Origin of the sequence: Pseudomonas monsensis (assembly GCF_014268495.2) — a bacterium.
GTDB classification, from domain to species: Bacteria; Pseudomonadota; Gammaproteobacteria; order Pseudomonadales; family Pseudomonadaceae; genus Aquipseudomonas; species Aquipseudomonas monsensis.
This window is the reverse complement of sequence record NZ_CP077087.1, coordinates 242516-267564: the sequence shown is the minus strand read 5'-3', so window position 1 is coordinate 267564 and position 25049 is coordinate 242516. Positions and strand designations below refer to the sequence as shown.

Sequence of the window (25049 nt, the reverse complement as noted above, 5' to 3'; positions counted from 1 at the left end):
ACAGGCTTCCGTACGGCTGATTTGGAGATCCGTGTCGTCAGTCAGGGCCCCATCGCTGGCAAGCCAGCTCCCACAAGGATTTACGGCGTTCACAAAACCCTGCGGGAGCTGGCTTGCCAGCGAAGACGTCCTTGAGGCTGAACTCTGAGTTACTGACTGACCCCAGCCCCAGACGTTCAAGGCGAATGCGTAATGTCGGCAATATCATCCGCTTCCAGCGCCCCGGTATCCGTCGTTTCCAGCACCACGTAAGCACTGCTGCAAAACAGCGAATTCAAGCGCTTCATATCCGCAATCAGCTCCAGGTGCAATGAACTGGTTTCCAGACTCTGCACGATCTTACGTTGCAAACGGCTGACATGGGCATGGGCCAGACGCCGTTCCTGTGCACGAAAGCGACGTTTCTCGCGCAACAACTGGCGGGCGCTTTCCTTGTCGCTGCTGAGAAACACCGACAGGCCCAGGCGCAGGTTGGCGGTCAATTGCTGTTGCAGACCGGTCAGGTCCTCCAGCCCCTCTTCGGAAAACGAACGCCGCTGTGAGGTCTTCTGCTGCTGAATCTTGCGCAGCATGCGTTCGATCAGATCACTGGCCAGTTTCAGGTTGATCGCCAGTTCGATGATCTCGGCCCAGCGCCGGCTGTCTTGCTCACCAAGGTCTTCGCGGGGCATTTGCGCGAGATACAGTTTGATCGCGCTGTAAAGCGACTCGATGTCATCGCTCAACGAGCGGATTTCCTGAGTGACCGCCGTTTGCTTGCCGCGCAACACGGCGAGAGTGGCGTCGAGCATGTTTTCCAGCAGATCACCCATGCGCAGGGTTTCCCGCGCGGCATTGGCCAGGGCCAGACTCGGCGTCGACAACGCGGTGGCGTCGAGATGGCGTGGCCTGGCCGTGCCGTTGACCTCCGGCCGCTCAGGCAGCAGCCATGCGCAGAGTCGCGCCATTGGCGCCACCGACGGCAGCAGAATCAGGCACCGCGCGGTGTTGTAGAGCAGATGGAAGCCAATGACCATTTCCTGCGGGCTGAAATCCAGCCCGTCCATCCAGTGCACCAGCGGATCGAGCACCGGAATGATCAGCAGCAGGCCGATCAGTTTGTACAGCAGGCTGCCCAGCGCCACTTGCCGGCCGGCGGCGTTCTGCATGCTGGTGCTCATGAACGCCAGAATGCCGCTGCCGATGTTGGCACCGATCACCAGGCCGATCGCCACCGGCAGGCTGATCACGCTGGCGCCAGCAAGGGTCGCGGTCAGCAGCACGGCGGCGAGGCTGGAGTAGGAAATCATCGCGAACAAGGCGCCGACCAGGGCGTCGAGGAGGATGTCGCCGGTGAGCGAGGCGAAAATCACTTTCACCCCTTGGGCGTGGGTGATCGGTGCGGCGGCCTCGACGATCAGTTGCAGCGCGAGAATGATCAACCCCAGACCGATGCTGACCCGGCCCATCTGCCCAAGCCGCGTCTGTTTGCGCGAGAGGAAGAAAATCACCCCGAGAAAGATCAGCAGCGGCGACAGCCACGACAGATCGAACGTCAGCACCCGCGCCATCAGCGCGGTCCCGACGTCGGCGCCGAGCATGGTCGCCAGCGCCGGGGTCAGCGCCATCAGGCCCTGGCCAACGAAAGACGTCACGAGCATCGCGGTGGCGTTGCTGCTCTGCACCATCGAGGTGACGACGATGCCGGCGACAAAGGCGAGCCAGCGCTTGGACATGTTTTGACCAATGACGTGGCGCAGGTTGGTGCCGTACACCCGCAGGATGCCGGTCCGGACGATGTGCGTGCCCCAGATCAACAAGGCCACGGCGGAAAGCAGATTGAGCAGGGTGAGCATGCAGACCCCCTGTAGTCGCAGCGCCCCAGAGGGGCAAGTTGACGGTACCGCGCTGTTTCTACGTCTTGTACTTAAGCTGTAGTTGGCTAACGGTCTGGGCGCCAGCATTGCACAGCTAAAGTGCTGATTGAAACAAAAGTGTCATGAACAGCGCTTCATTCACTCCCATTTAAATCAACGCCGCCCCTGTGGGAGCTGGCTTGCCAGCGATGGCGTCGGCACAACCAACATTGATGTCGCCTGACATTCCGCTATCGCTGGCAAGCCAGCTCCCACAGGGTCCGCGGTGCCTGAATGCTGCACAAAAAAATGTGGGAGCGAGCCTACTCGCGAAAGCGGTGGATCAGCCAACATGGTTGTCGACTGACACTCCGTTTTCGCGAGCAGGCTCGCTCCCACAGGGGTATTGCCTGCGTCTGGATTACCCGGTTACTGCCCCGGAATGTCCTTGCGCAGTTTCACTGGATCTTGCTGCTGTTTCTTCTTGGCCATCGCGCCGCGCAGCTTGATGTTGATCGCTTCAACGGCCAGCGAGAACGCCATGGCGAAGTAGACGTAGCCCTTCGGTACATGCACGTCGAACGACTCGGCGATCAGTACGGTACCCACCACCAGCAGGAACGACAGCGCGAGCATTTTCAGCGACGGGTGCTTGTCGATGAATTCGCTGATCTTGCCCGAGGCGGCCATCATCACCAGCACGGCGACGACGATCGCCGCGACCATCACCGGCACGTGGGACACCATGCCGACAGCGGTGATCACCGAGTCCAGCGAGAACACGATGTCGATGATTGCGATCTGAATGATGGTGTACAGGAAGTTGCCGCCCTTGCCACCGGGGGTTTCGTCGCTTTCGTCTTCGCCTTCCAGCGCGTGGTACATCTCTTGCGAGCTCTTCCACAAAAGGAACAGGCCACCGAAGAACAGGATCAGGTCGCGCCCGGAAATGCCCTGGCCAAACACCACGAACAGGTCGGCGGTCAGGCGCATGACCCAGGTGATCGACAGCAACAACAGGATCCGCGTGATCATCGCCAGGCCCAGGCCGAAGATGCGCGTGCGCTGCTGCATGTGCTTGGGCATGCGGCTGACCAAGATCGAAATCATGATGATGTTATCGATGCCCAGAACGATTTCGAGGGCGGTCAGGGTAAAGAAGGCAACCCAGATTTCGGGGTTGGTCAGCCAATCCATGTGTATTCCTTTGAGCGAGTGTTAAACCAGGACGCCAGCAAGCAGCTGGCGTCATGGTGAGTGAATGCCGTTACAACGTGCTGAACAGCGGGAACGTCCCCAGCAGCAAGGCGGCCACTAGTATGCACAGGCAGACCAGAACTGCCCACTTCAAGGTGAAGCGCTGGTGGTCACCGAATTCGATACCGGCCAAAGCGACCAACAGATAAGTCGATGGCACCAACGGGCTCAACAAGTGGACGGGCTGACCGACGATCGAGGCACGGGCCATTTCCACCGCGGTGATGCCGTAATGGCTGGCCGCTTCGGAGAGCACCGGCAACACGCCGTAGTAGAACGCGTCGTTCGACATGAAGAACGTGAACGGCATGCTCACCAGCGCCGTGATCACCGCCAGGTACGGGCCGAGGAAATCCGGAATCACTGCCAGCAGACTTTTCGACATGGCGTCGACCATCCCGGTTCCGGACAGGATACCGGTGAAGATCCCCGCCGCGAAAATCAGACTGACCACCGACAGCACACTGCCGGCGTGAGCCGCGACGCGGTCCTTCTGCATTTGCAGGCACGGGTAGTTGACGATCATCGCGATACTGAACGCCACCATGAACAGCACCGGCAGCGGCAGCAGGCCGGCGATCAGGGTGCACATCAGCCCCAGGGTCAGCAGGCCGTTAAACCAGATCAGCTTCGGACGACGGGCATCCGGGAACTGCGACACACTGATTTCGCTGTGATCGATCTCGTCACCAATCAGGTGCAGCTCACCCAGACGCGCACGCTCACGTTTGCCGTAGAAGTAGGCAATGATCAGGATCGCCACCACACCGGCGGCCATTGCCGGGATCATCGGCACGAAGATGTCCGACGGATCCACATGCAGCGCACTGGCGGCACGGGCAGTCGGGCCACCCCAAGGGGTCATGTTCATCACGCCACCGGCGAGGATGATCAGGCCGGCCATGATTCGCGGGCTCATGCCGATGCGGCTGTACAGTGGCAGCATGGCGGCCACGCAGATCATGTAAGTGGTCGCGCCGTCACCATCGAGGGAGACGACGAGCGCCAGTACGGCGGTTCCGACCGAAACTTTCAGCGGGTCGCCCTTGACCAGTTTGAGGATCTTGCGCACGGCCGGGTCGAACAGGCCGGAGTCGATCATCAGGGCGAAGTACAGAATGGCGAACATCAGCATCACGCCGGTCGGCGCAAGCTTGGTGATACCTTCGAGCATCATCGGACCGATCTTCGGCGCGAAACCGCCGAACAGAGCGAAGATGATCGGAATGATGATCAGGGCGATCAGCGCGGACAGGCGCTTGGTCATGATCAGGAACATGAACGTGATGACCATGGCGAAGCCAAGGAAAGTCAGCATGGGAATACTCCAGGCGTAGCGCGGCTAGTTGATTGAGCGGACCGGGCGGGATCAGCGCAGAACGGGAAGCACGAGACGTACGGGCGGAGTGACAGCGAAAAGGCGGGCTACAGAGGACATCAGAATCACCATTGTTGTTGTTAATTGGGCCGGGCGGGCGAGCAATCGCACACGGCAGCCAACCGGTCTGTTGCCGGTAGTGGCGGCGATCCTAATCGGGCAACCTTTCAGCTACCTTTCGCCGCAGAAAGCTTCGGGCGAACGGCCAACCGGCTGTCGGATACGACTGGAGTCAATCAATTCGGGGACGGGAGGGCACAGACATGAGCCAATTGCACAGCGGTGGCTGCCACTGCGGACATATCCGCTATCAGTTCAGCGGGCCATTGCAGGACATCGCTCACTGCCACTGCTCGATCTGCCGCAAGGTCAGCGGCGGGATCGTCACCACATGGATCACGGTGCCAGCGGCCAACTTCCAGTGGCTGACCGGGACACCTTCGCGCTACGACTCGTCGGGCAGTTGCGCGCGATATTTCTGCCCGCACTGCGGCGCGCAACTGGCGCTGGTGACGCAACTCAGCCCCGAGAGCATCGACCTGACCATCGCCACGCTGGACCACCCGGAGTCAGCGCCGGCCGAGCGGCATATCTGGACCGACAGCCAATTGCCCTGGCTGCATCTGGACGAGCAACTGCCGGGCGAGCCTGAAGAAACCTTGCAGGTTTAACTGGCTGATCAAAAAACAGACAAATCCAGCGGGCGGATCGCTCCCATCCAGATCGCGTGCTCGGTGTGGTCGAGCAAGTCATCGCCCGTGTCGGGGTGCAGGAACACCACCAGTCCCTGTCGATTCAGTGCCAGCCACGGCAACACCTCGCCGATCAGCTCCGGGCCGAACGCCAACTGGCAGCTCCAGTCCGGGTGCGGACCGACCGGCCGTTCGTGGACGCGGCCCATCGTCACTGCAAACAACTGCGCCGCTTGCTCGCACAGGGCTCGCGCCTGGTCGATGGTATGGGCGTCGAAATAGACGTGGGCGTGGTAACCCTTGATGACTTGCATCTGAAACCCTCTGAATCGGTTCGAACCCTCGGCGTTTTCCACCGTCACACGCCATATAGGACAACAACAAGGAAAACAGCCATGAAAAATGCCGAAACCCCGACGGTGAAAGTGGTGCTCTATGGTGCCATGGCCAGCCTCGGCGGCGCGTTGATGGCTGAATTGCTGCGACGCCAGCACGAAGTCATCGCGATTCTCGACGATTTGAACGTACTCGCGCCACGTCCCGGGCTGCGCACCAAAAGCGGCGATCTGTTCGATGCCGAGCGGGTCACGCAAAGCGTAGCCGGCAGCTCGGCGGTGATCTGTCTGCTGGATGCACCGGGCCTGCCGTTCAGCAGCGACCATGTGGAAAGGTCCGTGGTGCTCGGCCCGGTGGAACAGGTGCTGGCGGTCGATGCGTTGGTCGACGGCCTGCAGGCGGCCAAGGTTTCACGGCTGTTTCTGGTGGGGAATTTTGCCGTCCTCGACGAGCCGGAGCTGGACGACGGACTGCAACGCCACGCCGCCGAAGAAATCCGCGAAGCCCTGCAAAGCAGCCCGCTGCAGTGGACGCTGGTGAATGCACCTCACGGCGTGGCGGGGCTGACTATCGAGCATTTCAGTCAGGTGGGCGGCAATCTTGAGCCGGGGCTGGCGGAGCCGCTGGAACGGCTGAACCGCGTGGCAGTGGGGATCGCCGATGAGCTGCGGTTGAATCTGCATGTGGGTGAACATGTGAATTTTGTCGCCGCCACAGATACGTAAAAAGATCGCAGCCTTCGGCAGGAGCTGCCGCAGGCTGCGATCTTTTGATCTTCAAACCGCAATCGAAGGCAAGGCCATTCCCTTGAGGGATTCGGCGCTGCTGGCCTGCTCGGCCATCAACCAGTCGACAAACTGCTGAATCAACGCCCCGCGCCGTTTACGCTGGGGCAGCACCACGTAATAACCCAGCCGCGACAAGGTGGTTTCGGCGATCGGCCGACAGAGCAAACCCTGGCTCAGCAAGTTATCCACAAGGTGGCGCCAGCCGATCGCCACGCCTTGGCCGCCGATTGCCGCTTGAATCAACAGGGTGTAATTGTCGAAACGCACCTGCCCCGGTGCTGGCGGAGTGGTGATGCCCAGTTCACGGAACAGCCCGCTCCAGTCAAACCAGTTGCTGCTGTTTTCCCCGCGCAAGTGCAGCAGCGGAAACTCCAGCAACGCCTGGGCGGGCAAGGGCAGGGCGCGCTCCTTGAGCAATTGCGGGCTGCACACCGGGAACACTTCCTCGCTGAACAGCCAATGGCTTTCGCCCTGTTTGAAACGCCCGTCGCCAAACAGGATCGCCACGTCGATGTCGGTGCGCAGCATGTTGTGGTTGCGCTCGCTGGTGACCAGGCTGACATCGACCTGCGGGTTGGCTTCATGAAAGCGGTGCAAACGTGGCATCAGCCAATACGCGGCGAAGGCGAAGTCGGTAGCGACCTGCAACACTTCATGCTGCTGTTGCGTACTGATCGCACTCAATCCTGCGTCGATATTCTGCAAACCGAGCTGAACCTGCTCGAACAGGATCGTCCCGCCCTCGGTCAGTTCGATGCCGCGGTAGATCCGGTCAAACAGCCGCGCACCCAGCTGTTCTTCCAGACGCTTGATCTGCTGGCTGATCGCTGGCTGCGTGGTGCCCAGCTCCACCGCAGCGGCGGTAAAACTGTGATGACGCGCCGCCGCTTCGAAGGCGCGCAACAGGTCGAGGGACAGGTTGCCGAGGGCTTCATACATAAGCTGTGCTTATCCTAGTCATTGTCCGGCGCGGGCTTTACCGGACAGGGCATGGACTCCATGCTCGATCGCAGCAATGTCGCATAAATATTCACTATGGAATGCCGCGATCACATGAAGCGCAAGAACATTCTTTTCATCATGGCCGATCAAATGGCCGCGCCAATGTTGCCAATCTACGGCCCGTCGCCGATCAAATTGCCGAACCTTTCGCGCCTCGCCGCTCAAGGCGTGGTGTTCGATGCCGCGTACTGCAACAGTCCGTTGTGCGCTCCGTCGCGCTTCACCCTGGTCAGCGGCCAGTTGCCGAGCAAGATCGGCGCCTACGACAACGCTGCCGATTTCCCCGCCGACATTCCGACCTACGCCCACTATCTGCGCCGCCTCGGCTATCGCACGGCGCTGTCGGGCAAGATGCATTTCTGCGGCCCGGATCAATTGCACGGCTATGAAGAACGCCTGACCAGCGACATCTACCCGGCCGACTACGGCTGGGCGGTGAACTGGGACGAACCGGATGTGCGTCCGAGCTGGTATCACAACATGTCATCGGTACTGCAGGCAGGGCCGTGCGTGCGCACCAATCAGCTCGACTTCGATGAAGAGGTGGTGTTCAAGGCCCAGCAATACCTGTTCGACCACATTCGCGAGGACGGCGACCAGCCGTTCTGCCTGACCGTGTCGATGACACATCCACACGACCCGTACACAATTCCCAAGGCGTTCTGGGATTTGTACGACGACAGTGACATCCCGTTGCCGACCACCCCGGATCAACACGCCCTCGATCCGCATTCGCAGCGCCTGCTCAAGGTCTACGACCTGTGGGACAAGCCGCTGCCTGTGGATAAGATTCGCGACGCGCGCCGTGCCTACTTCGGTGCCTGCAGCTATATCGACGCCAACGTCGGCAAACTCCTGCAAACCCTGGAAGACACCGGGCTGATCGACGACACCATCATCGTCTTCTCCGGCGACCACGGCGACATGCTTGGCGAGAAGGGGCTCTGGTACAAAATGCACTGGTTCGAAATGGCCGCACGGGTGCCGCTGCTGATCAGCGCTCCGGGGCAATTCGCTGCCGGCCGGGTCAGCGCCGCGGTGTCCACCGCCGACCTGTTGCCGACCTTCGTCGAACTGGCCGGAGGCAGCCTGGAGCCGAACTTGCCGCTGGACGGCCGCTCGCTGCTGGCGCATCTGCAAGGGCAGGGCGGGCATGACGAAGTGTTCGGCGAATACATGGCTGAAGGCACGGTCAGCCCGCTGATGATGATCCGGCGCGGCGCGTACAAATTTATCTACAGTGAAAGCGACCCGTGCCTACTCTTCGACGTACACAACGATCCGCATGAACTCGAAGAACTCAGCCAGTCGCCGCAACATCGCCCGCTTTTCGACGATTTTCTCGCGCAAGCGCGGGCCAAGTGGGACATTCCGGCGATTCACCGCGCTGTACTCGCCAGCCAGCGCCGCCGTCGTTTTGTTGCCGATGCCCTGACCATCGGCAAACTGAAGAGCTGGGATCACCAGCCGCTGGTGGACGCCAGTCAGCAGTACATGCGCAACCACATCGACCTCGATGACCTGGAGCGCAAGGCCCGTTATCCACAACCCTGCCAAAACCAATAATGTAAGGGGAATTCCATGCGCAAGTTATCCACAGTAGTGACGGTCGGCCTGATAGCGCTGAGCAGCGCATCGGCATTCGCCGAACAAAGCTGCGACACCGTGAAAATGGCCGACCCGGGCTGGAGCGACATTGCCGCCACCAACGCCATCACCGGGTTTCTGCTGGATGGCATGGGCTACAAGGCCAAGGTCGATACCCTCGCGGTACCGATCACCTTCGGCGGGTTGAAGGACGGTCAGGTCGATGTGTTTCTCGGCAACTGGATGCCGGCGCAACAGGGCTTTTACGACAAATTCGTCGCCCCTGGCGATGTCACGCAACTGGCGAAGAACCTCGACGGTACGGAATTTACCCTGGCGGTGCCGGATTACGTGTGGGACGCCGGTGTGCATAACTTTGCCGACCTGAATAAATACGCCGACAAGTTCGATCGCAAGATCTACGGCATCGGCTCGGGCGCCCCGGCGAACATTTCACTGCAGGAAATCATCAAGAAAAACGATTTCGACATGGGCCAGTGGAAGCTGATTGAATCCAGCGAACAGGCGATGCTCGCCGAAGTGTCGCGCGCAGTGAAGAAACAGAAATTCGTCACCTTCCTCGGCTGGACACCGCACCCGATGAACGTGCAGTTGAAAATGCATTATCTGAAGGGCGGCGAAAAATACTTTGGCGATACCGGCAGCGTGTACACACTGACGCGCAAGGGTTACGCCGACGCGTGTCCGAACGTGGGTAAATTGCTGACCAATCTGTCGTTCACTCAGGAGATGGAGAACAGCATCATGGCTGAGGTGGTGAACAAGAAGGTCAGCAATGCCGACGCCGCCAAGGCCTGGATCAAGGCCAATCCGGCGGTGCTGGATAAATGGCTGGAGGGGGTGAAGACCGTCGATGGGAAGGACGCGTTGGCGGCGGTCAAGGCAAAGCTTTGATTGTGGGATTAGTGGATGAGTGATCGGCTTGGGATTTTTCCCCCCTTACCCCAGCCCTCTCCCCCAAGGGGGCGAGGGGGCAGGGAGCCGATATCTGTTGGATTCAAAACTTGTGTTCAACTCTGAAATCGCAGGTCGGTGAATCTCTGACAAACACCCCGGCCCTCTCCCTCCGGGAGAGGGCCGGTGTGAGGGGCCTTTCCCCTGACACCCTGATAACCTTGAACAAAACCCCAACCGCGAGGATCCATGGCCTTCCCCAGCCGCCACTCTCTCTTCCCCTTCCTCACCTGGTTGCCGCGACAAACCCGCGCCAGCGTCGGACGGGATCTGATCGTCGGCCTCAGCGGAGCGATTCTCGCGTTACCCCAGTCGATCGCCTACGCGCTGATTGCCGGCCTGCCGCCGGAGTACGGCCTCTATGCCGCGATCATCCCGGTGATGATCGCCTGCCTGTGGGGTTCGTCGTGGCATCTGATCTGTGGCCCGACGGCAGCGATTTCGATTGTGTTGTATGCCAGTGTCAGTCCACTGGCCGTCCCCGCGTCGCAGGACTACATCACGCTGATCCTGTTGCTGACCTTTCTTGCCGGCATCTTCCAGTGGCTGCTGGGCTTGCTGCGCTTCGGCGCTTTGGTGAATTTCGTGTCGCATTCCGTGGTGCTGGGGTTCACCCTCGGCGCGGCGGTGGTGATTGCGATCGGCCAATTGCCCAACCTGCTCGGGCTGGACCTGCCGGCGAAAGCCACGGCACTGGCCAGCCTGATGGACCTGCTGCAACACCTGCGGGCTGTGGATAAACCCTCATTGGCATTGGGTGTGGCGACGGTGCTGGTCGGTTTCGTGCTCAAACAACTGCTGCCACGCTGGCCGACCCTGTTGATAACTTTGGTGCTGGGCAGTGCAGTCGTGTGGCTGTGGCCGTCGATGTTCGGCCATGTGCATCTGGTCAGCACCTTTGTCGGACGCTTGCCGCCGTTCAGTGGGTTGCCGCTGGATCTGGATCTGATTCTGCGCTTGCTGCCGAGCGCGGTGGCAGTGGGCATGCTCGCACTGGTCACCAGTCTGTCGATCGCCCGCTCGATTGCTGCACGTTCGCAGCAACTGCTCGATGCCAATCAGGAAGTGCGTGCGCAGGGTTTATCGAATATCGTCGGCGCGTTCTTTTCCGGATCGTTGTCCGCCGGCTCCTTCACCCGTTCCGGCCTGAGTTACGAGGCGGGCGCCTGCTCACCGCTGGCCGGGGTATTTTCGGCAATCTGGGTAGCATTGTTCGCGATTTTCGGCGCCGGACTGATTTCGCACATTCCGATTCCCGCCATGGCCGGGAGCATTCTGTTGATCGCCTGGGGGCTGGTGGATCATCGTGGCATCCGCTCGTTGCTGCGGGTCAGCCACGCCGAGTTCGTGGTCATGGCGCTGACCTGCCTCGCGACCTTGCTGCTGGAATTGCAGACAGCGATCTACGCCGGGGTGCTGGCGTCGCTGTTCTTCTACCTCAAGCGCACCTCGCAACCGCGGGTCCAGCATTGGCGCGACGGTGAAGACGATGTGCTGCGGGTCGGTGGCTCGATCTTCTTCGGCGCCAGCCATTACCTGCAAGTGCGCCTGCAAAGGCTGCACGGCACGCGGGTGGTGATTGATGCGCAGCACATCAACTTCATCGACTATTCCGGCGTGGAGATGCTGCATCAGGAAGCGCGGCGCCTGCTGCACCAGAATCGCAGCCTGACCCTGCGCCGGGCACGGCCACAGGTGGTGGAGGAGTTGCGCAAGCTGGAAGGGCCGGAGAAATGCCCGATCCGGTTTGAGGACTGATCCAACAAACACCGCATGCCCCTGCAGGAGTGAGCCTGCAAGGATTATTGCGCTAGCTGACGGCGTAGTTCGGCCAGCACCGGCGCCGTATCCGGGCGCACGCCGCGCCACAGGTAAAACGCCTCGGCTGCTTGCTCAGCCAGCATCCCCAGACCATCCATCGACACCGCCGCACCATGCTCGCTGGCCCAACGGCAGAACGCAGTCGGTTCCTTGCCGTACATCATGTCGTAGCACAGGGTCTGGCCCGGTTCGATCAGGCTCGGCGCTATCGGCGGCACCTCGCCGGTCAGGCTGGCGGAGGTGGCGTTGATGATCACGTCCACCGGTTCCTGCAACCAGTCGAAACCACTGGCCGACACCGGCCCCAGATCACAGAACAACTCGGCCAGCAGCTCGGCCTTGTCCACCGTGCGGTTGGCGATGATCACCGACGCCGGTTTTTCCGCCAGCAACGGCTCCAGCGCGCCACGCACTGCGCCACCAGCACCGAGCAGGAGGATGCGTTTGCCGGTCAGGCTGAAACCGGCGTTCACCGTCAGGTCGCGCACCAGGCCGGCGCCGTCGGTGTTGTCGCCCAGCAATGAACCATCGGCCAGTTTGCTCAAGGTGTTTACCGCACCAGCCCGTTGCGCACGAGCAGTCAGGCTGTTCGCCAGACGATAGGCCTCTTCCTTGAACGGTACAGTGACGTTGGCGCCGCGACCTTCCTGAAAGAACGCCGTGGCGCAGCCACTAAAGTCGTCGAGTGGCGCCAGCAGGGTGCTGTAGTCGAGGCGTTGCCCGGTCTGCTCGGCAAACAGTTTGTGGATCATCGGCGATTTGCTGTGGCCGATCGGGTTACCGAAAACGACGTAACGATCCATCAGCAGTCCTCAGCGAGCCAGTCGCGATCTTGCAGGAAGTAGTCGGTCAGGCGCGCTTCTTCGCTGCCGGGCTCGGCTTTGAAGTCGTAGGCCCAGCGCACTTGCGGCGGCAGCGACATGAGGATCGACTCGGTACGCCCCCCCGATTGCAGGCCGAACAGGGTGCCACGGTCATACACCAGGTTGAACTCGACATAGCGGCCACGGCGAAATTCCTGGAATTCACGCTGTTTGGCGGTGAACGCATCATGTTTGCGGCGCTGCACGATCGGCAAGTAAGCGTCGATGTAGGCGTCGCCGATGGCACGCATGAAGGCAAAACTGGTATCGAAGTCCCACTCGTTCAGGTCATCGAAGAACAGGCCGCCGATGCCGCGTGGTTCGTGGCGGTGCTTGATGTGGAAGTAGGTGTCGCACCAGGCCTTGTAACGCGGGTAGACGTCGGCACCGAACGGCGCACAGGCCTGCTCGGCAACGCGGTGCCAGTGGATGCAGTCTTGTTCGTTGCCGTAATACGGGGTCAGGTCGAAGCCGCCGCCGAACCACCAGACCGGCTCTTCACCTTCCTTTTCGGCGATGAAAAAGCGCACGTTGGCGTGGGACGTCGGCACATGCGGGTTGTGCGGGTGAATCACCAGCGACACGCCGAGGGCTTCGAAACCGCGCCCCGCCAGTTCCGGACGATGAGCGCTGGCCGATGGCGGCAAGCCGCTGCCGAACACGTGGGAGAAGTTGACGCCGCCCTTTTCGATCACCGTGCCGTTTTCGATCACACGAGTACGACCGCCACCGCCAGCGGGCCGGGTCCAGGCGTCTTCGACGAAGCGCGTGCCACCGTCCTCGTTTTCGAGTGCAGCGCAGATGCGGTCTTGCAGGTCGAGCAGATAGGCCTTTACGGCGTCGGTGCGGGTCGTCATGGCTTCACCTTGAATCGGGGCATCACTACGCGGCGCCCCGCAGGCGGGGGTCGACGCAAATGGGCGCGTAGCATACCACCGCAGGCAAGCGCACCGCAGTTGACGAAGATCAAGCAGGAGAGTTGGATAGGGGGCTCACGAAAGACCCAAGGAGAGCAGGCAGATGGCAAAGCGTATCCAGTTCCGCGCCCACGGCGGTCCCGAAGTGCTCGAATATGTTGACTACGAACCCGCCACGCCCGGGCCGAATCAAGTGCGCGTAGCCAACAAGGCAATCGGCCTGAACTTCATCGACACCTATTTCCGCAGTGGCCTCTATGCACCGCCAGCCTTGCCGTCAGGCCTGGGCGCGGAAGGTGCCGGCGTCGTTGACGCGGTCGGCAGTGACGTCACCCGCTTCAAGGTCGGTGATCGTGTGGCGTACGGCAGCGGCCCGTTGGGTGCCTATAGCCAGTTGCACGTATTGCCCCAGGACAACCTGGTGAAACTGCCGGACGAAATCAGTTTTGAAACCGCTGCCGGCGTGATGCTCAAGGGCTTGACCGTGCAGTACCTGCTGCGCCAGACCTATGAACTCAAGGGCGGCGAAACCATTTTGTTCCACGCCGCCGCCGGTGGCGTCGGTTCGCTGGCCTGCCAATGGGCCAAGGCACTGGGGGTGAAGCTGATCGGCACCGTCAGCTCGAAAGCAAAAGCCGAACTGGCCAAGGCCAACGGCGCCTGGGCGACCATTGATTACAGCCATGAAAACGTTGCCCAACGCGTGCTGGAGCTGACCGACGGCAAGAAAGTCCCGGTGGTCTATGACGGCGTCGGCAAGGACACCTGGCTGACCTCGCTCGACAGCGTGTCGCCCCGCGGCCTGGTAGTGAGTTTCGGCAATGCGTCCGGTGCCGTGGACGGGGTGAATCTGGGGATACTTGCGGCCAAGGGCTCGCTGTACGTGACCCGGCCGACCCTCGCAACCTACGCCAACAACGCCGAGAACCTGCAACGCATGGCCGATGAACTGTTCGAGATGATCATCAGCGGCAAGCTCAAGGTCGAAATCAGTCAGCGTTACCCACTGGCCGATGCGGCGAAGGCGCAGACCGAGCTGTCGGCTCGGCGCACGACCGGCTCGACCATCCTGCTGCCCTGATAAAACCTTCGGCGTCTTGCCAGTCAGGGTTTCAGAACCCGGCTGGCAAGGCAGTTTGAACGCCTTCACAACTGCAGCGGATGACACGCCAATGGTTTTTGCACGAGGTGGCCAACCGTCGCGTGACCAGGTTGTTGAAGCGCCGCGAGGATTTGCCGCCACTGCGCAGATAACACCCAGTAATCGCCGCGTGCGCGCTGTTCGATGTGCAAGGCATTGGAAGCGATGGGCATCAGGCCGAAACGCTGATAAAAGCGCAGCTGTTGCGACCTGCACAGGGCGGTGACGCCCTGGTAACCGCTTTTTATCGCCCACTCGGTAGCCGCCGCCAGCAGACCGTTGACCGCCACCGGTAGCGGGTTGGTCGAGTACGAGATCAAACGGCTGAATTCGACATGGCGTGACAACGCCACCGTCGGAGAAACATGTTGCTGCGCCAGCGACACCCATTCGAACGGTGCCGGAGTCGCCCTCAGCACCGCCAGTGGCTGGTCGTGCCGGTACAGCAGAAAATGCGTACTGCGCGACCTTATCGCCAGTTTCTCTTCGAACATCCGGGCCCTCGACGTCAGCATGTAATGCTGCAGCCGAAGCCGAAATTGCCGATCAATGAACCGGTCGAACTCCTGAGTATCCGACCCCGCTTCAAGCCTCACGATACGGCAACCCTCATGATGACTCTTCAACGTCACCTGAAGCGCCTGCAGGTAATCCGTGAGTTGCAAATCCGTAGTGTCCATTCTTTCTCCGCAGACCTTAACTTATCGAAGTATTTCGAGTGCAGGGAAAGGATGGTTGCTTTTGGCAAATCCGCCACGCAACGAGGTCTGATAATCCAGTCGGAAAAATCAATGAATCCAGATAGTTGGCGAATTTTCAGACAAGAAAAGCAGCCGCATTGCAGGATAAATCGCAGACACGCGTAGTACTCCTCGCCATCAAACCGAGGAGTACTGACATTACAAAGGTATGGGCCGAATCAGTCGGGGCGAATGACCTTGCCAGTCGCCAGATCACGGATCACGCTGGGGTTCTTGCGCCCGCCCAATTGTCCGCCGAGGATCAGATCGAGCTGCCCGCGGAAATACTGCTCGACCCGTAACCGCGTGCGCGCTGCCGGCCGGCCTTGCGGGTTGGCCGAGGTGGAGATCAGGGGCCCGACCATGGAACACAAATCGCGCACCTGTGGGTGATCACTGACCCGCAGCGCCACGGTGTCATGCACGCCCGTCACCCACTCGGGCAACAGGTTCTGATGCGGCACCAGCCAGGTATTCGGCCCCGGCCAGGTGCTGGCCATGCGGTCGATCCACTCCTGCGGGAAGTCTTCGAACAGGAAGTCGAACTGGCGAATGTTGTCGGCAACCAGAATCAGGCCTTTGTCGACCGAACGATTCTTGATCGCCAGCAGCCGATCCACCGCTTCTTCGTTCCACGGGTCGCAACCCAGGCCCCAGACGGCTTCGGTTGGATAGGCAATCACCGCCCCGGCGCGAATCTCTCGTGCGGCTTGTTGCACACGCCAACTGTTAACCATGAAAAAATCTCCGCAAACAGGTTTCGCGCAGTTTACCGATCTTCCCCGTAAAACCTAGCTCACGCGCGCAAACCAGCGGCCATTTTCACTCACCGCCCGGCCCTCCATTTCCAGCTCCGTGAGGGCGGCCAACACCTTGGGCAGTGTCCAGCCGCTGCTGTGGGCCAAGGCTTCACTGGTGTGCGGCGCAGCATGGAGCAGGCATAACAAGGGATGATCGGCACTCGGCGTGCCTGTGGACAAGGCCGGATGTTGCCAGCCTCGCAGGGCTTCGAGGATATGTTCGATGGTTTCCACCAGCACCGCGCCGTCGCGGATCAACTGGTGACAGCCCCGGGCGCCGGGGTGATGGATCGAGCCGGGAATCGCATACACCTCGCGCCCCTGTTCCGCCGCCAGGCGTGCGGTGATCAGCGAACCACTGGCGACACTCGCCTCGACCACCAGTACGCCGAGGGATAAACCACTGATGATCCGGTTACGTCGCGGAAAGTTGCTGGCGCTGGGTCCGGCATCCAGCGGAAACTCCGAAAGCACGGCGCTGCCGGACGCGATCATCGCCTCGGCCAGTCGCTGATTGCGCTGTGGATAAAAATTTTCCAGTCCAGTGCCCAACACCCCGACGGTCAGCCCGCCAACGTCCAGTGCAGCTTGATGCGCGGCAGCATCAATGCCCAAGGCCAGGCCACTGGTGATGACAAAACCGGCCCCGGCCAGGCTGCGCGAAAACGCCACTGCGGTGTCCATCCCCGGGCGCGAGGCGCGGCGACTGCCCACCATCGCCAGTTGCGGTTTTTCCAGAATATGCGGATCGCCCGCGACGAACAGCAACGGTGGGGGATCGGGAATCTGCGCTAGCAGTGCCGGATAATCCGCTTGATCCCACATCAGCAAATGCTGCCCGGGCTGCTCTAGCCAGCGCATCGCATGGCTGGCGCCGTCGCGCACTTCAGGGCTGCGCCGGGCATCGGCACTCGCCGCCGGCATACCCAGTGAGCGCCAGGCTGTGGCCGGAGCGCTGAGCGCCTTTGATGCCGAGCCAAAGGCTTCAAGCAACCTGGCAAAACGTTTCGGGCCGACTTCCGGCAAACGGTGCAGGCGCAAACGCGCTTCCAGTTCCGCAGGGGAGACCGGCGTACAGACAGACAGCGGCATGGATCATCCTTGATCGTTATAAGCCCCGAACCATTCGGAACAAGCTGTGGATAACTCTGTTGGTAACTTGTTGAGCCTGCTAAGGGTTTCGCACCTTGTCGAGCACCGCCAGTGAGCGCGATGCGTTGAGGACGAGGCCGTAGCTGAGCTTTTCGTAAGTGCGGAACACCATCAGTAAACCAGCCCGCTCATCGGGAATTTTCAGCGGCTGGCCGGTAATCCGGTCGCGCACGGTCTCACCGGTTTTCATCACCACCAGCACATTCCCTTCGGCGAGGCCGTCGCGTTTGCCCTTGTTCAGGGTCACCACGTCCATCACGCCGATCTGTGTGACACCGCGCGGCACGTCGATAATCACGCCGTTGATGTGGGTGGCGGGCGCGCTGGGCATGAACGTCGAGTTGATCGAACGCTCTTCGCCACTGAACAAGCGGTCACCCAGACGCACCTCCTGCGTGGTGCGTTGCAGGGCAAGGGTGGCGACGTCACCTTCGGTGGCGACGATTTCACCGCCGCCGATGTCGTCGGCGTTGATCCCGAGAAACTCCTTGGTCTGTGGGTCGGTGTAGACCTTGCCTTGACGAAAGATGCCGTACACCGGCTGGTTCGGGTCGAAATGGCCGCGGGCGAAAATCCGGTCGCCGGTGCCGCTGAGCACCCGTTCGGCGTCGCCGGCGACGATGTACGGCGCCTTGTCGAAGTCCTCGACCTTGTCGACGATGCGGTTGCTCAGGAGAAAACTGTTGATCGACTTGAGTGGAATGCTCGGAATCGCCTCGGCCACCGGACTGGTGCGGATGCGCGGCGACAGTTTGATCGTGCCCCGTGACTCGCCTCGATTGAGGGTCAGTTGCGGCTGGCCGTTGACGTAGCTGAGCGTCAGGGTGTCGCCGGGATAAATCAGGTTGGGGTTTTCGATCTGCGGGTTGGCCCGCCACAGCTGCGGCCATTGCCAGGGCTCGCGCAGGTATTTGCCGGAGATATCCCAGAGGGTATCCCCCGAAACCACCGTGTATTGCTGTGGAAAACCATCCCTGAGTTGCACTTGCCCTTGCGCCACGCCGGCCGAAGCCAGAAGCAGCAGGGCGAGTAGTGTTTTCCTCATGCAGCGAATCCCTTTATCATGTGCGTTCGCGTGAACCGTCAGAGCCCCCGTGGCTCGCTACTGCAAACTGCATTAGCTACGCTTCACAACGGTAGCCTGCATCTTCGGACCTGCCAGGCCATCGACCCGACTTTACTCAACATGTGCAGCAATCAGCCTATGGCCATTTTAAACATCCTCGAATTCCCGGACCCGCGTCTGCGCACTATCGCCAAGCCTGTGGCCGTAGTGGACGACGAAGTGCGTCAGTTGGTCGATGATATGTTTGAAACAATGTATGAAGCGCCGGGCATCGGCCTCGCCGCGACCCAGGTCAACGTGCACAAACGTATTGTCGTGATGGACCTTTCCGAAGACCGCACCGAGCCACGGGTGTTCATCAACCCTGAGTTCGAATCGCTGACCGACGAGATGGATCAGTACCAGGAAGGCTGCCTCTCGGTACCGGGCTTCTACGAAAACGTCGACCGCCCGCAGAAGGTCAAAATCAAGGCACTGGACCGCGACGGCCAACCTTACGAACTGATCGCCGAAGGCCTGCTTGCGGTGTGCATTCAGCACGAATGCGACCACCTCAACGGCAAGTTGTTCGTCGATTACCTGTCCACGCTCAAACGCGACCGGATCAAGAAGAAACTGGAAAAGCTCCACCGCCAGAACGCTTGATGCCCCTCTTCAAAGGCTTGCTGCGGCAAGCCTTTTTCTTTTTATGAGACGCCTTCCATGACTGAGCCACTGCGCATCGTTTTTGCCGGTACCCCGGAATTTGCCGCCGAACACCTCAAGGCCCTGCTGAACAGCCCTTACGAGATCGTTGCGGTCTACACCCAGCCGGATCGTCCGGCCGGTCGTGGGCAAAAACTGATGCCGAGCCCGGTCAAACAACTCGCCCTGGAAAACAATATCCAGGTGTTGCAGCCACCGACCCTGCGCAACGCGGATGCTCAGGCAGAGCTTGCCGCATTGAAGCCGGACTTGATGGTGGTGGTCGCCTACGGCCTGATTCTGCCGCAAGCGGTGCTGGATATTCCGCGCCTGGGTTGCATCAACAGTCACGCTTCGCTGCTGCCACGCTGGCGCGGTGCGGCGCCGATCCAGCGCGCCGTGGAACACGGTGATGCCGAAAGCGGCGTGACCGTGATGCGCATGGAAGCCGGCCTCGATACCGGGCCGATGCTGCTCAAGGTCGTCACCCCGATCAGCGCCGACGACACCGGCGGCACGCTGCACGACCGTCTCGCCGAGATGGGCCCGCCAGCGGTGGTGCAGGCGATTGCCGGCCTGGCCGCAGGCACGCTCGAAGGCGAAGTGCAGAACGACGCGCTCGCCACCTACGCGCACAAACTGAACAAGGACGAAGCACGCATCGACTGGAGCCGTCCAGCAGTCGAGCTGGAACGTCTGGTGCGCGCCTTCAACCCGTGGCCGATCACCCACAGCACGCTCAACGGGGAAGCGCTGAAAGTACTGGCGGCAACACTTGCGGAAGGCAAGGGCGCGCCAGGCGAAGTGCTCAGCGCCAGCAAGGACGGTTTGATCGTCGCTTGCGGCGAGCAGGCGCTGTGCCTGACCCGCCTGCAATTGCCCGGCGGCAAGGCGCTGAACTTCAGCGACTTGTTCAACAGCCGTCGTGAGAAATTCGCCGTCGGAACCGTGCTCGGCGCCGTGGTGGACGCGCAATGAACCCGCGTCTGGCCGCCGCCAAGGCACTCGCCGCCGTGCTCAGCGGCAAGGCTTCGCTGAACAGTTCGCTGCCGACACAACTGGACAAGGTCGAAGACCGCGATCGCGGTTTCACCCAGGATCTGGCGTTCGGCACCGCGCGCTGGCAACCACGCCTGTCGGCGCTGGCCGAAAAGCTGCTGCAAAAGCCGTTCAAAGCTGCGGATGCCGATGTCGAGGCGCTGCTGCTGGTCGGTCTCTATCAATTGCTCTACACCCGCGTGCCGGCCCACGCCGCCATCGGCGAAACCGTCGGTTGCGCCGACAAGCTGAAAAAGCCTTGGGCCAAAGGCCTGCTCAACGCCGTGCTGCGCAATGCCCAGCGCGAAAGCGCGACGATTTTCGCCGAACTGGAGCGCGACCCAGTGGTGCGCACGGCTCATCCGCGCTGGCTGCAAAAATCCCTGAAGGCCTTCTGGCCGGAGCAGTGGGAAGCCATCTGCGCGGCGAATAACGCGCACCCACCGATGATTTTGCGGGTCAATCGCCGCCATCACAGCCGCGACGCCTATCTCGGTTTGCTGACGGACGCTGGCATTGCTGCGACGCCATGCGTCTACAGTCGCGACGGCATCGTCCTCGAATCCGCTGCCGATGTACGCAGCCTGCCGGGCTTCGCCGAGGGCTGGATCAGCGTGCAGGACGAGGCCGCACAACTGGCCGCCGATCTGCTTGATCTGGCGCCGGGCCAGCGCGTGCTCGACGCCTGCTGCGCGCCCGGTGGCAAGACTTGCCACATCCTCGAAGCCGAACCGGCGCTGACCGGCGTGGTCGCGGTGGATCTGGAAGCCAAGCGTCTGGTGCGCGTTAAGGAAAACCTTGAACGCCTCGGTCTAAACGCCGAACTGATCGCCGCCGACGGCCGCGATACGGCGAAATGGTGGGACGGCAAACCGTTCCAGCGCATCCTGCTCGACGCGCCATGCTCGGCGACCGGGGTGATCCGCCGCCACCCGGACATCAAGCTGACCCGTCAGCCAGATGACATCGTCGCCCTCGCGCAACTGCAAGGCGAACTGCTCGACGCCATGTGGAAAACCCTCGAAGTCGGCGGCATCCTGCTGTACGCCACCTGCTCGACCTTGCCGACCGAGAACACCGAAGTCATCGCTGCGTTCCTCGAGCGCACGCCCGGTGCCCGCGAACTGGATCTGGCCACCTCGGCCGGGATCAAACAGCCCCATGGTCGCCAATTGCTGGCCCAACAGGGTGGGCATGACGGGTTCTACTACGCCAAGCTGATCAAGATCGCTGCCGCGCGCGGCTAAACGGATTCAACGGAGTGACTGGATGAAAATCATCATCCTCGGTGCGGGACAGGTCGGCGGTTCGCTGGCCGAGCATTTGGCCAGCGAGGCCAACGACATCACGGTGGTCGACACTGACGGCGAGCGCCTGCGCGACCTCGGCGACCGCCTCGACATCCGCACCGTGCAGGGCCGGGGCTCGCTGCCGTCGGTGCTGCGTCAGGCCGGCGCCGACGATGCCGACATGCTGGTGGCGGTGACCAACAGCGACGAGACCAACATGGTCGCCTGCCAGGTTGCCCACACGTTGTTCCACACCCCGACCAAGATCGCCCGGGTGCGCGAAGCGTCCTACCTCAATCGCGAGGAGCAGTTGTTCCAGAACGAAGCGATCCCGGTCGACGTGCTGATCAGCCCCGAGCAAGTGGTGACTAACTACATCAAGCGCCTGATCCAGCACCCCGGTGCGTTACAGGTGATCGACTTCGCCGAAGGCGCGGCGCAACTGGTGGCAGTGCGCGCCTATTACGGCGGGCCGTTGGTGGGTCAGCAACTGCGGCAGTTGCGCGAGCACATGCCAAATGTCGAGACTCGCGTGGCAGCGATTTTCCGCCGTGACCGACCGATCCTGCCGCAAGGCGACACGGTGATCGAAGCGGATGATGAAGTCTTCTTCATCGCCGCCCGTGAGAATATTCGCGCGGTCATGAGCGAAATGCGCCGCCTCGACGAAACCTACAAACGCATTGTCATTGCTGGCGGCGGGCAGATTGGCGAACGCCTGGCCGAGGCCATCGAAAGCCGTTATCAGGTGAAGATCATCGAGATGAGCCCGGCACGTTGCCGCTATCTCTCCGACACCCTCGACAGCACCGTGGTGTTGCAGGGCAGCGCTTCCGACCGCGACCTGCTGCTGGAAGAGAACATCGCCGACGCCGACATTTTCCTCGCGCTGACCAACGATGACGAAGCCAACATCATGTCGTCGTTGCTGGCCAAACGGCTGGGGGCGAAGAAGGTGATGACGATCATCAACAATCCGGCCTACGTCGATCTGATTCAGGGCGGCGACATCGACATCGCCATCAGCCCGCAGCTTGCGACCATCGGCACCTTGCTGGCGCACGTGCGCCGTGGCGATATCGTCAGTGTGCACTCACTGCGTCGCGGTGCTGCGGAAGCCATCGAGGCGATTGCCCACGGTGATGCGAAGTCGAGCAAGGTAATTGGCAAACCGATCGAGAAGATCGGCCTGCCACCGGGCACCACCATCGGCGCGGTCATCCGCAACGAACAGGTGATCATCGCCCACGATGACACGGTGATCGAAGCGGGCGACCATGTGATCCTGTTCCTTGTGGATAAAAAGCATATTCGCGATGTGGAGAAGCTGTTTCATGTGGGGTTGAGCTTCTTCTGATCCGGAATGAGCGTTGCCTTCATTGGCCCCATCGCTGGCAAGCCAGCTCCCACAGGTTTTTTGGTTGTTCACAAATGTGATGTGCACCCGAGAACCCTGTGGGAGCTGGCTTGCCAGCGATGACAGCGCCACAGATCTTCCCTGACACAGCAGAAAAGGAATCCACCGATGCTCGAATCCCTGGAAAAAATGCTCGCCAAGGGTGTGGATAACTCCTTGCTGCGCTTCGGCCTGGGCAAGGGCTATCTGGATCTTGGGGAAAATGCCAAGGCTGCCGAGCACTTTGAGCGCTGTGTCGGCTTCGATCCAAAGTACTCGGCGGCCTGGAAACTGTTGGGCAAGGCACACCTGGCGCTGGGCGATCACGCCGCTGCGCGGCAGGCGTGGGAACAAGGTCTGGAAGCAGCTCGCGTTCATGGCGACAAGCAGGCCGAGAAGGAAATGGCGGTGTTTTTGAAAAAGCTCGATCGTCAGGCGCAATAAATCAGAGGTAGCGAAGACCGATACCCTCGGCATCCACCGTCACCACTTCCATGCGCACCCGTGGCGCACCTGTGGGTAAACCCTGCACCTGTCCGTAAACCACTGCGCCTTTGGGCAACGACGCCAGCCGCGGATGCTGCACATACACGCCGGTAGGCGTGAGGTTGCGCGTCTGGCCGAGGCATTCGCCGAAGCTGTCGTGAGTGATCTTGATGCGAAACGATTTGCGGTGTTCGGACATCTTGTTGCGCCCTTTGATGAACGGTTGTGGATAACCTCGGCAGTGAGGTTATCCACAGAACATGCCAATCAGCTCAATACCAGCGCTCTTCGCCCGGCGGACGTTTCTTGAAGCGCTTCATGCTCCACATGTACTGGCTCGGGTACGCCGCCACGTAACGCTCGACGACTTTACTCATCGCTGCGCAAGACTCGGCGGTATCGGTGCTGTACATGGCTTCGGGCGCGGCTTCGAGGATCACTTTGTAGCCAGAGCCGTCAGGCAGGCGCAGCGCATGCAGGAACACGCCAACGGCTTTGCCGCCAGCCAACATGTTTGGCACGAACTTGCTGGTCAGCGCCTGCGTGGCAAAGAACGGCACGAAGATCCCGGCGGATTCGGCCGGTTCCGGGTCAGCCGGAATGCCCACTGCACCACCTTTGCGCACTTCCTTGATCACACTGAGGATGCCTTCCTTGGTGGAGGCGGCGACTTTGTTGCCCAGTTGCACACGCTGCTTGCGCAGCAATTCATCCACAGCCTTGAGCTTCGGTGGACGATAAAAAATGATCGGTTTGCACTGGCTGCAATAGAAGTGGTTGAGCACTTCCCAGTTGCCCAGGTGGCTGGTGATGCCGACCACGCCTTTGCCCGAGGCCAATGCGTCCTTGAGAATGTCGAGGCCTTCGACTTCGCGCACCAGATCAATGGAGCGCTGTGCCGGCCAGATCCACGCGCAGGCGCTTTCGGTCAGCGACTTGCCGATGTCTTTCAGGCTCTGGCCGACCAGACGCTCACGTTCGGCCGCATCCATCTGTGGAAAACATTTGGCGAGGTTGATCCGCACCACGTCGCGGGAACGGTTGGGGGTTTTCCACATGATCCAGCCGATTGCCGAACCGACGGCCTGCACGGCCCGCCATGGCAGCAGGGCAAACAGCCGCAGAGCGCCTACCAGCAAGGCGCCTTTAAACTTTTCCACAGGTCACTCCTGATCTTGTGCTGTGCGCGAGGCGGCCATTCTAACCGCCGTTGGCGAGCTGCGCGTAGCGGTCGCAATCCTGAGTGTGATCCATGACCATGCCCGAGGCCTGCATCAACGCGTAGCAAATGGTCGGGCCGACGAATGTGAACCCGGCCTTTTTCAGGCCTTTGCTCATCGCCAGCGCTTCGGGGGTGATCGCCGGAACTTCGCTGCGATCCTTGAAGTGATTGATGATCGGTTGGCCGCCAACGAACGACCAGAGAAACGCCACCGGGTCCTCCAGCGCCAGCCAGGCCTGGGCATTGCGCCGGGCGGCATTGAGCTTGAGGCGGTTGCGGATGATCCCGGGGTCGAGCATCAATTCGTCGATTTCGGCGTCGCTCATCTGCGCCACGCGTTGTACGTCAAAGCCGAACAACACTTCGCGATAACGCTCGCGTTTGCGCAGCACGGTGATCCAGGACAGCCCGGCCTGGAACCCTTCGAGCAAAAGCAACTCGAACAAACCCTGCGCATCGCGTAGCGGCGTGCCCCACTCCTGGTCGTGATAAGCCATGTACAACGGATCTTCGGTACACCAAAAGCAGCGTGGCATAAGGCTCCAGGGGGCGTGCGCAGCAATGAATCGGGTATACTCCCGCTC

The 25049-nt window shown here is 61.1% G+C and carries 25 protein-coding genes; 11 read left to right on the top strand and 14 right to left on the bottom strand.

Features of this window, described 5'->3' with window-relative positions; genetic code table 11:
- Positions 1–176: 176 nt before the first annotated feature.
- The 3 genes from HV782_RS01200 to HV782_RS01190 all read right to left on the bottom strand — a co-directional run bounded on the left by HV782_RS01200 (position 177) and on the right by HV782_RS01190 (position 4410).
- On the bottom strand, positions 177–1835 hold the full coding sequence (locus tag HV782_RS01200) for a Na/Pi cotransporter family protein (RefSeq protein WP_186746964.1): 1659 nt from the start codon (positions 1833–1835) through the stop codon (positions 177–179).
- A gap of 429 nt (positions 1836–2264) precedes the next feature.
- Positions 2265–3032 carry a TerC family protein gene (locus tag HV782_RS01195; RefSeq protein WP_123470149.1) on the bottom strand — a complete coding sequence of 256 codons (768 nt, stop codon included), beginning with the start codon at positions 3030–3032 and terminating at the stop codon, positions 2265–2267.
- A 70-nt stretch (positions 3033–3102) separates the two neighbouring features.
- Entirely contained in the window at positions 3103–4410 is a 1308-nt protein-coding gene (locus tag HV782_RS01190; protein WP_123470147.1) for a CitMHS family transporter, read from the bottom strand.
- Positions 4411–4733: 323 nt separating this feature from the next.
- On the opposite strand from HV782_RS01190, the gene HV782_RS01185 reads away from it, so the two are divergent.
- On the top strand, positions 4734–5141 hold the full coding sequence (locus tag HV782_RS01185) for a GFA family protein (RefSeq protein WP_186746962.1): 408 nt from the start codon (positions 4734–4736) through the stop codon (positions 5139–5141).
- An 8-nt stretch (positions 5142–5149) separates the two neighbouring features.
- On the opposite strand, the gene HV782_RS01180 is transcribed toward HV782_RS01185, so the two are convergent.
- On the bottom strand, positions 5150–5476 hold the full coding sequence (locus tag HV782_RS01180) for a DOPA 4,5-dioxygenase family protein (protein WP_123470143.1): 327 nt from the start codon (positions 5474–5476) through the stop codon (positions 5150–5152).
- 81 nt (positions 5477–5557) lie between these two features.
- Here HV782_RS01180 and HV782_RS01175 point away from each other — a divergent pair, with 81 nt between their 5' ends.
- Positions 5558–6223, top strand: coding sequence for an NAD(P)-dependent oxidoreductase (locus HV782_RS01175; RefSeq protein WP_186746960.1), 666 nt, complete (start codon positions 5558–5560; stop codon positions 6221–6223).
- A gap of 51 nt (positions 6224–6274) precedes the next feature.
- On the opposite strand, the gene HV782_RS01170 is transcribed toward HV782_RS01175, so the two are convergent.
- On the bottom strand, positions 6275–7225 hold the full coding sequence (locus HV782_RS01170; RefSeq protein WP_123470139.1) for a choline sulfate utilization transcriptional regulator: 951 nt from the start codon (positions 7223–7225) through the stop codon (positions 6275–6277).
- A 114-nt stretch (positions 7226–7339) separates the two neighbouring features.
- Between HV782_RS01170 and betC the strand changes: the two genes are divergently transcribed.
- From betC to HV782_RS01155, 3 genes are all read left to right on the top strand, one after another.
- The gene (gene betC / locus HV782_RS01165) at positions 7340–8854 is read left to right on the top strand and encodes a choline-sulfatase (RefSeq protein ID WP_186746958.1); all 1515 of its coding nucleotides are present in this window, start codon (positions 7340–7342) and stop codon (positions 8852–8854) included.
- Between the two features lie 15 nt (positions 8855–8869).
- Positions 8870–9790 (top strand): choline ABC transporter substrate-binding protein, encoded by a 921-nt coding sequence (gene choX / locus HV782_RS01160; RefSeq protein WP_128615016.1) that lies wholly within the window; start codon positions 8870–8872, stop codon positions 9788–9790.
- A gap of 249 nt (positions 9791–10039) precedes the next feature.
- A complete protein-coding gene (locus HV782_RS01155; protein WP_128615015.1) occupies positions 10040–11608 on the top strand; it encodes a SulP family inorganic anion transporter in 1569 nt (522 codons plus the stop codon).
- 44 nt (positions 11609–11652) lie between these two features.
- Here the strand turns inward: HV782_RS01155 and aroE are convergent, their stop codons facing one another.
- On the bottom strand, positions 11653–12474 hold the full coding sequence (gene aroE / locus HV782_RS01150) for a shikimate dehydrogenase (protein ID WP_123470132.1): 822 nt from the start codon (positions 12472–12474) through the stop codon (positions 11653–11655).
- Entirely contained in the window at positions 12474–13391 is a 918-nt protein-coding gene (hemF, locus tag HV782_RS01145) for an oxygen-dependent coproporphyrinogen oxidase (RefSeq protein WP_123470131.1), read from the bottom strand. The genes aroE and hemF overlap by 1 nt, the downstream gene beginning before the upstream one ends.
- Positions 13392–13554: 163 nt before the next feature.
- Between hemF and HV782_RS01140 the strand changes: the two genes are divergently transcribed.
- Entirely contained in the window at positions 13555–14532 is a 978-nt protein-coding gene (locus tag HV782_RS01140) for a quinone oxidoreductase family protein (RefSeq protein WP_186746956.1), read from the top strand.
- 65 nt (positions 14533–14597) lie between these two features.
- Here the strand turns inward: HV782_RS01140 and HV782_RS01135 are convergent, their stop codons facing one another.
- The 4 genes from HV782_RS01135 to HV782_RS01120 all read right to left on the bottom strand — a co-directional run bounded on the left by HV782_RS01135 (position 14598) and on the right by HV782_RS01120 (position 18329).
- Positions 14598–15272 (bottom strand): GNAT family N-acetyltransferase, encoded by a 675-nt coding sequence (locus tag HV782_RS01135; protein ID WP_123470127.1) that lies wholly within the window; start codon positions 15270–15272, stop codon positions 14598–14600.
- Positions 15273–15511: 239 nt separating this feature from the next.
- Entirely contained in the window at positions 15512–16069 is a 558-nt protein-coding gene (gene tsaC, locus HV782_RS01130) for an L-threonylcarbamoyladenylate synthase type 1 TsaC (RefSeq protein WP_123470125.1), read from the bottom strand.
- A 54-nt stretch (positions 16070–16123) separates the two neighbouring features.
- Positions 16124–17224 (bottom strand): DNA-processing protein DprA, encoded by a 1101-nt coding sequence (dprA, locus tag HV782_RS01125; protein WP_186746954.1) that lies wholly within the window; start codon positions 17222–17224, stop codon positions 16124–16126.
- A gap of 79 nt (positions 17225–17303) precedes the next feature.
- Entirely contained in the window at positions 17304–18329 is a 1026-nt protein-coding gene (locus tag HV782_RS01120) for a LysM peptidoglycan-binding domain-containing protein (RefSeq protein ID WP_128615011.1), read from the bottom strand.
- A gap of 159 nt (positions 18330–18488) precedes the next feature.
- On the opposite strand from HV782_RS01120, the gene def reads away from it, so the two are divergent.
- From def to HV782_RS01095, 5 genes are all read left to right on the top strand, one after another.
- A complete protein-coding gene (gene def, locus HV782_RS01115; RefSeq protein ID WP_027610272.1) occupies positions 18489–18995 on the top strand; it encodes a peptide deformylase in 507 nt (168 codons plus the stop codon).
- Positions 18996–19052: 57 nt separating this feature from the next.
- Positions 19053–20012 carry a methionyl-tRNA formyltransferase gene (gene fmt / locus HV782_RS01110; RefSeq protein WP_128615010.1) on the top strand — a complete coding sequence of 320 codons (960 nt, stop codon included), beginning with the start codon at positions 19053–19055 and terminating at the stop codon, positions 20010–20012.
- Entirely contained in the window at positions 20009–21319 is a 1311-nt protein-coding gene (gene rsmB / locus HV782_RS01105; protein WP_186746945.1) for a 16S rRNA (cytosine(967)-C(5))-methyltransferase RsmB, read from the top strand. The genes fmt and rsmB overlap by 4 nt, the downstream gene beginning before the upstream one ends.
- Positions 21320–21341: 22 nt before the next feature.
- Positions 21342–22718, top strand: a complete 1377-nt coding sequence (gene trkA, locus HV782_RS01100) for a Trk system potassium transporter TrkA (RefSeq protein WP_007911861.1) — start codon at positions 21342–21344, stop codon at positions 22716–22718.
- 168 nt (positions 22719–22886) lie between these two features.
- Entirely contained in the window at positions 22887–23201 is a 315-nt protein-coding gene (locus tag HV782_RS01095) for a tetratricopeptide repeat protein (protein ID WP_123470116.1), read from the top strand.
- A gap of 1 nt (position 23202) precedes the next feature.
- Here the strand turns inward: HV782_RS01095 and HV782_RS01090 are convergent, their stop codons facing one another.
- The 3 genes from HV782_RS01090 to HV782_RS01080 form a co-directional block, all read right to left on the bottom strand.
- On the bottom strand, positions 23203–23442 hold the full coding sequence (locus HV782_RS01090) for a PilZ domain-containing protein (protein WP_123470115.1): 240 nt from the start codon (positions 23440–23442) through the stop codon (positions 23203–23205).
- Between the two features lie 73 nt (positions 23443–23515).
- Positions 23516–24403, bottom strand: coding sequence for a lysophospholipid acyltransferase (locus HV782_RS01085; protein WP_123454916.1), 888 nt, complete (start codon positions 24401–24403; stop codon positions 23516–23518).
- 40 nt (positions 24404–24443) lie between these two features.
- Positions 24444–25001 carry a DNA-3-methyladenine glycosylase I gene (locus HV782_RS01080; protein ID WP_128615007.1) on the bottom strand — a complete coding sequence of 186 codons (558 nt, stop codon included), beginning with the start codon at positions 24999–25001 and terminating at the stop codon, positions 24444–24446.
- Positions 25002–25049: the final 48 nt, after the last annotated feature.

Coding starts and splice junctions, on each gene's coding strand:
- HV782_RS01090 (WP_123470115.1), bottom strand. CDS start 23,442: ATGTCCGAACACCGCAAATCGTTTCGCATCAAGATCACTCACGACAGC.
- HV782_RS01190 (WP_123470147.1), bottom strand. CDS start 4,410: ATGCTGACTTTCCTTGGCTTCGCCATGGTCATCACGTTCATGTTCCTG.
- rsmB (WP_186746945.1), top strand. CDS start 20,009: ATGAACCCGCGTCTGGCCGCCGCCAAGGCACTCGCCGCCGTGCTCAGC.
- fmt (WP_128615010.1), top strand. CDS start 19,053: ATGACTGAGCCACTGCGCATCGTTTTTGCCGGTACCCCGGAATTTGCC.
- HV782_RS01135 (WP_123470127.1), bottom strand. CDS start 15,272: ATGGACACTACGGATTTGCAACTCACGGATTACCTGCAGGCGCTTCAG.
- aroE (WP_123470132.1), bottom strand. CDS start 12,474: ATGGATCGTTACGTCGTTTTCGGTAACCCGATCGGCCACAGCAAATCG.
- HV782_RS01080 (WP_128615007.1), bottom strand. CDS start 25,001: ATGCCACGCTGCTTTTGGTGTACCGAAGATCCGTTGTACATGGCTTAT.
- HV782_RS01140 (WP_186746956.1), top strand. CDS start 13,555: ATGGCAAAGCGTATCCAGTTCCGCGCCCACGGCGGTCCCGAAGTGCTC.
- HV782_RS01200 (WP_186746964.1), bottom strand. CDS start 1,835: ATGCTCACCCTGCTCAATCTGCTTTCCGCCGTGGCCTTGTTGATCTGG.
- HV782_RS01095 (WP_123470116.1), top strand. CDS start 22,887: ATGCTCGAATCCCTGGAAAAAATGCTCGCCAAGGGTGTGGATAACTCC.
- HV782_RS01185 (WP_186746962.1), top strand. CDS start 4,734: ATGAGCCAATTGCACAGCGGTGGCTGCCACTGCGGACATATCCGCTAT.
- HV782_RS01195 (WP_123470149.1), bottom strand. CDS start 3,032: ATGGATTGGCTGACCAACCCCGAAATCTGGGTTGCCTTCTTTACCCTG.
- HV782_RS01170 (WP_123470139.1), bottom strand. CDS start 7,225: ATGTATGAAGCCCTCGGCAACCTGTCCCTCGACCTGTTGCGCGCCTTC.
- HV782_RS01175 (WP_186746960.1), top strand. CDS start 5,558: ATGAAAAATGCCGAAACCCCGACGGTGAAAGTGGTGCTCTATGGTGCC.
- HV782_RS01120 (WP_128615011.1), bottom strand. CDS start 18,329: ATGAGGAAAACACTACTCGCCCTGCTGCTTCTGGCTTCGGCCGGCGTG.
- HV782_RS01155 (WP_128615015.1), top strand. CDS start 10,040: ATGGCCTTCCCCAGCCGCCACTCTCTCTTCCCCTTCCTCACCTGGTTG.
- tsaC (WP_123470125.1), bottom strand. CDS start 16,069: ATGGTTAACAGTTGGCGTGTGCAACAAGCCGCACGAGAGATTCGCGCC.
- def (WP_027610272.1), top strand. CDS start 18,489: ATGGCCATTTTAAACATCCTCGAATTCCCGGACCCGCGTCTGCGCACT.
- choX (WP_128615016.1), top strand. CDS start 8,870: ATGCGCAAGTTATCCACAGTAGTGACGGTCGGCCTGATAGCGCTGAGC.
- HV782_RS01180 (WP_123470143.1), bottom strand. CDS start 5,476: ATGCAAGTCATCAAGGGTTACCACGCCCACGTCTATTTCGACGCCCAT.
- dprA (WP_186746954.1), bottom strand. CDS start 17,224: ATGCCGCTGTCTGTCTGTACGCCGGTCTCCCCTGCGGAACTGGAAGCG.
- betC (WP_186746958.1), top strand. CDS start 7,340: ATGAAGCGCAAGAACATTCTTTTCATCATGGCCGATCAAATGGCCGCG.
- hemF (WP_123470131.1), bottom strand. CDS start 13,391: ATGACGACCCGCACCGACGCCGTAAAGGCCTATCTGCTCGACCTGCAA.
- trkA (WP_007911861.1), top strand. CDS start 21,342: ATGAAAATCATCATCCTCGGTGCGGGACAGGTCGGCGGTTCGCTGGCC.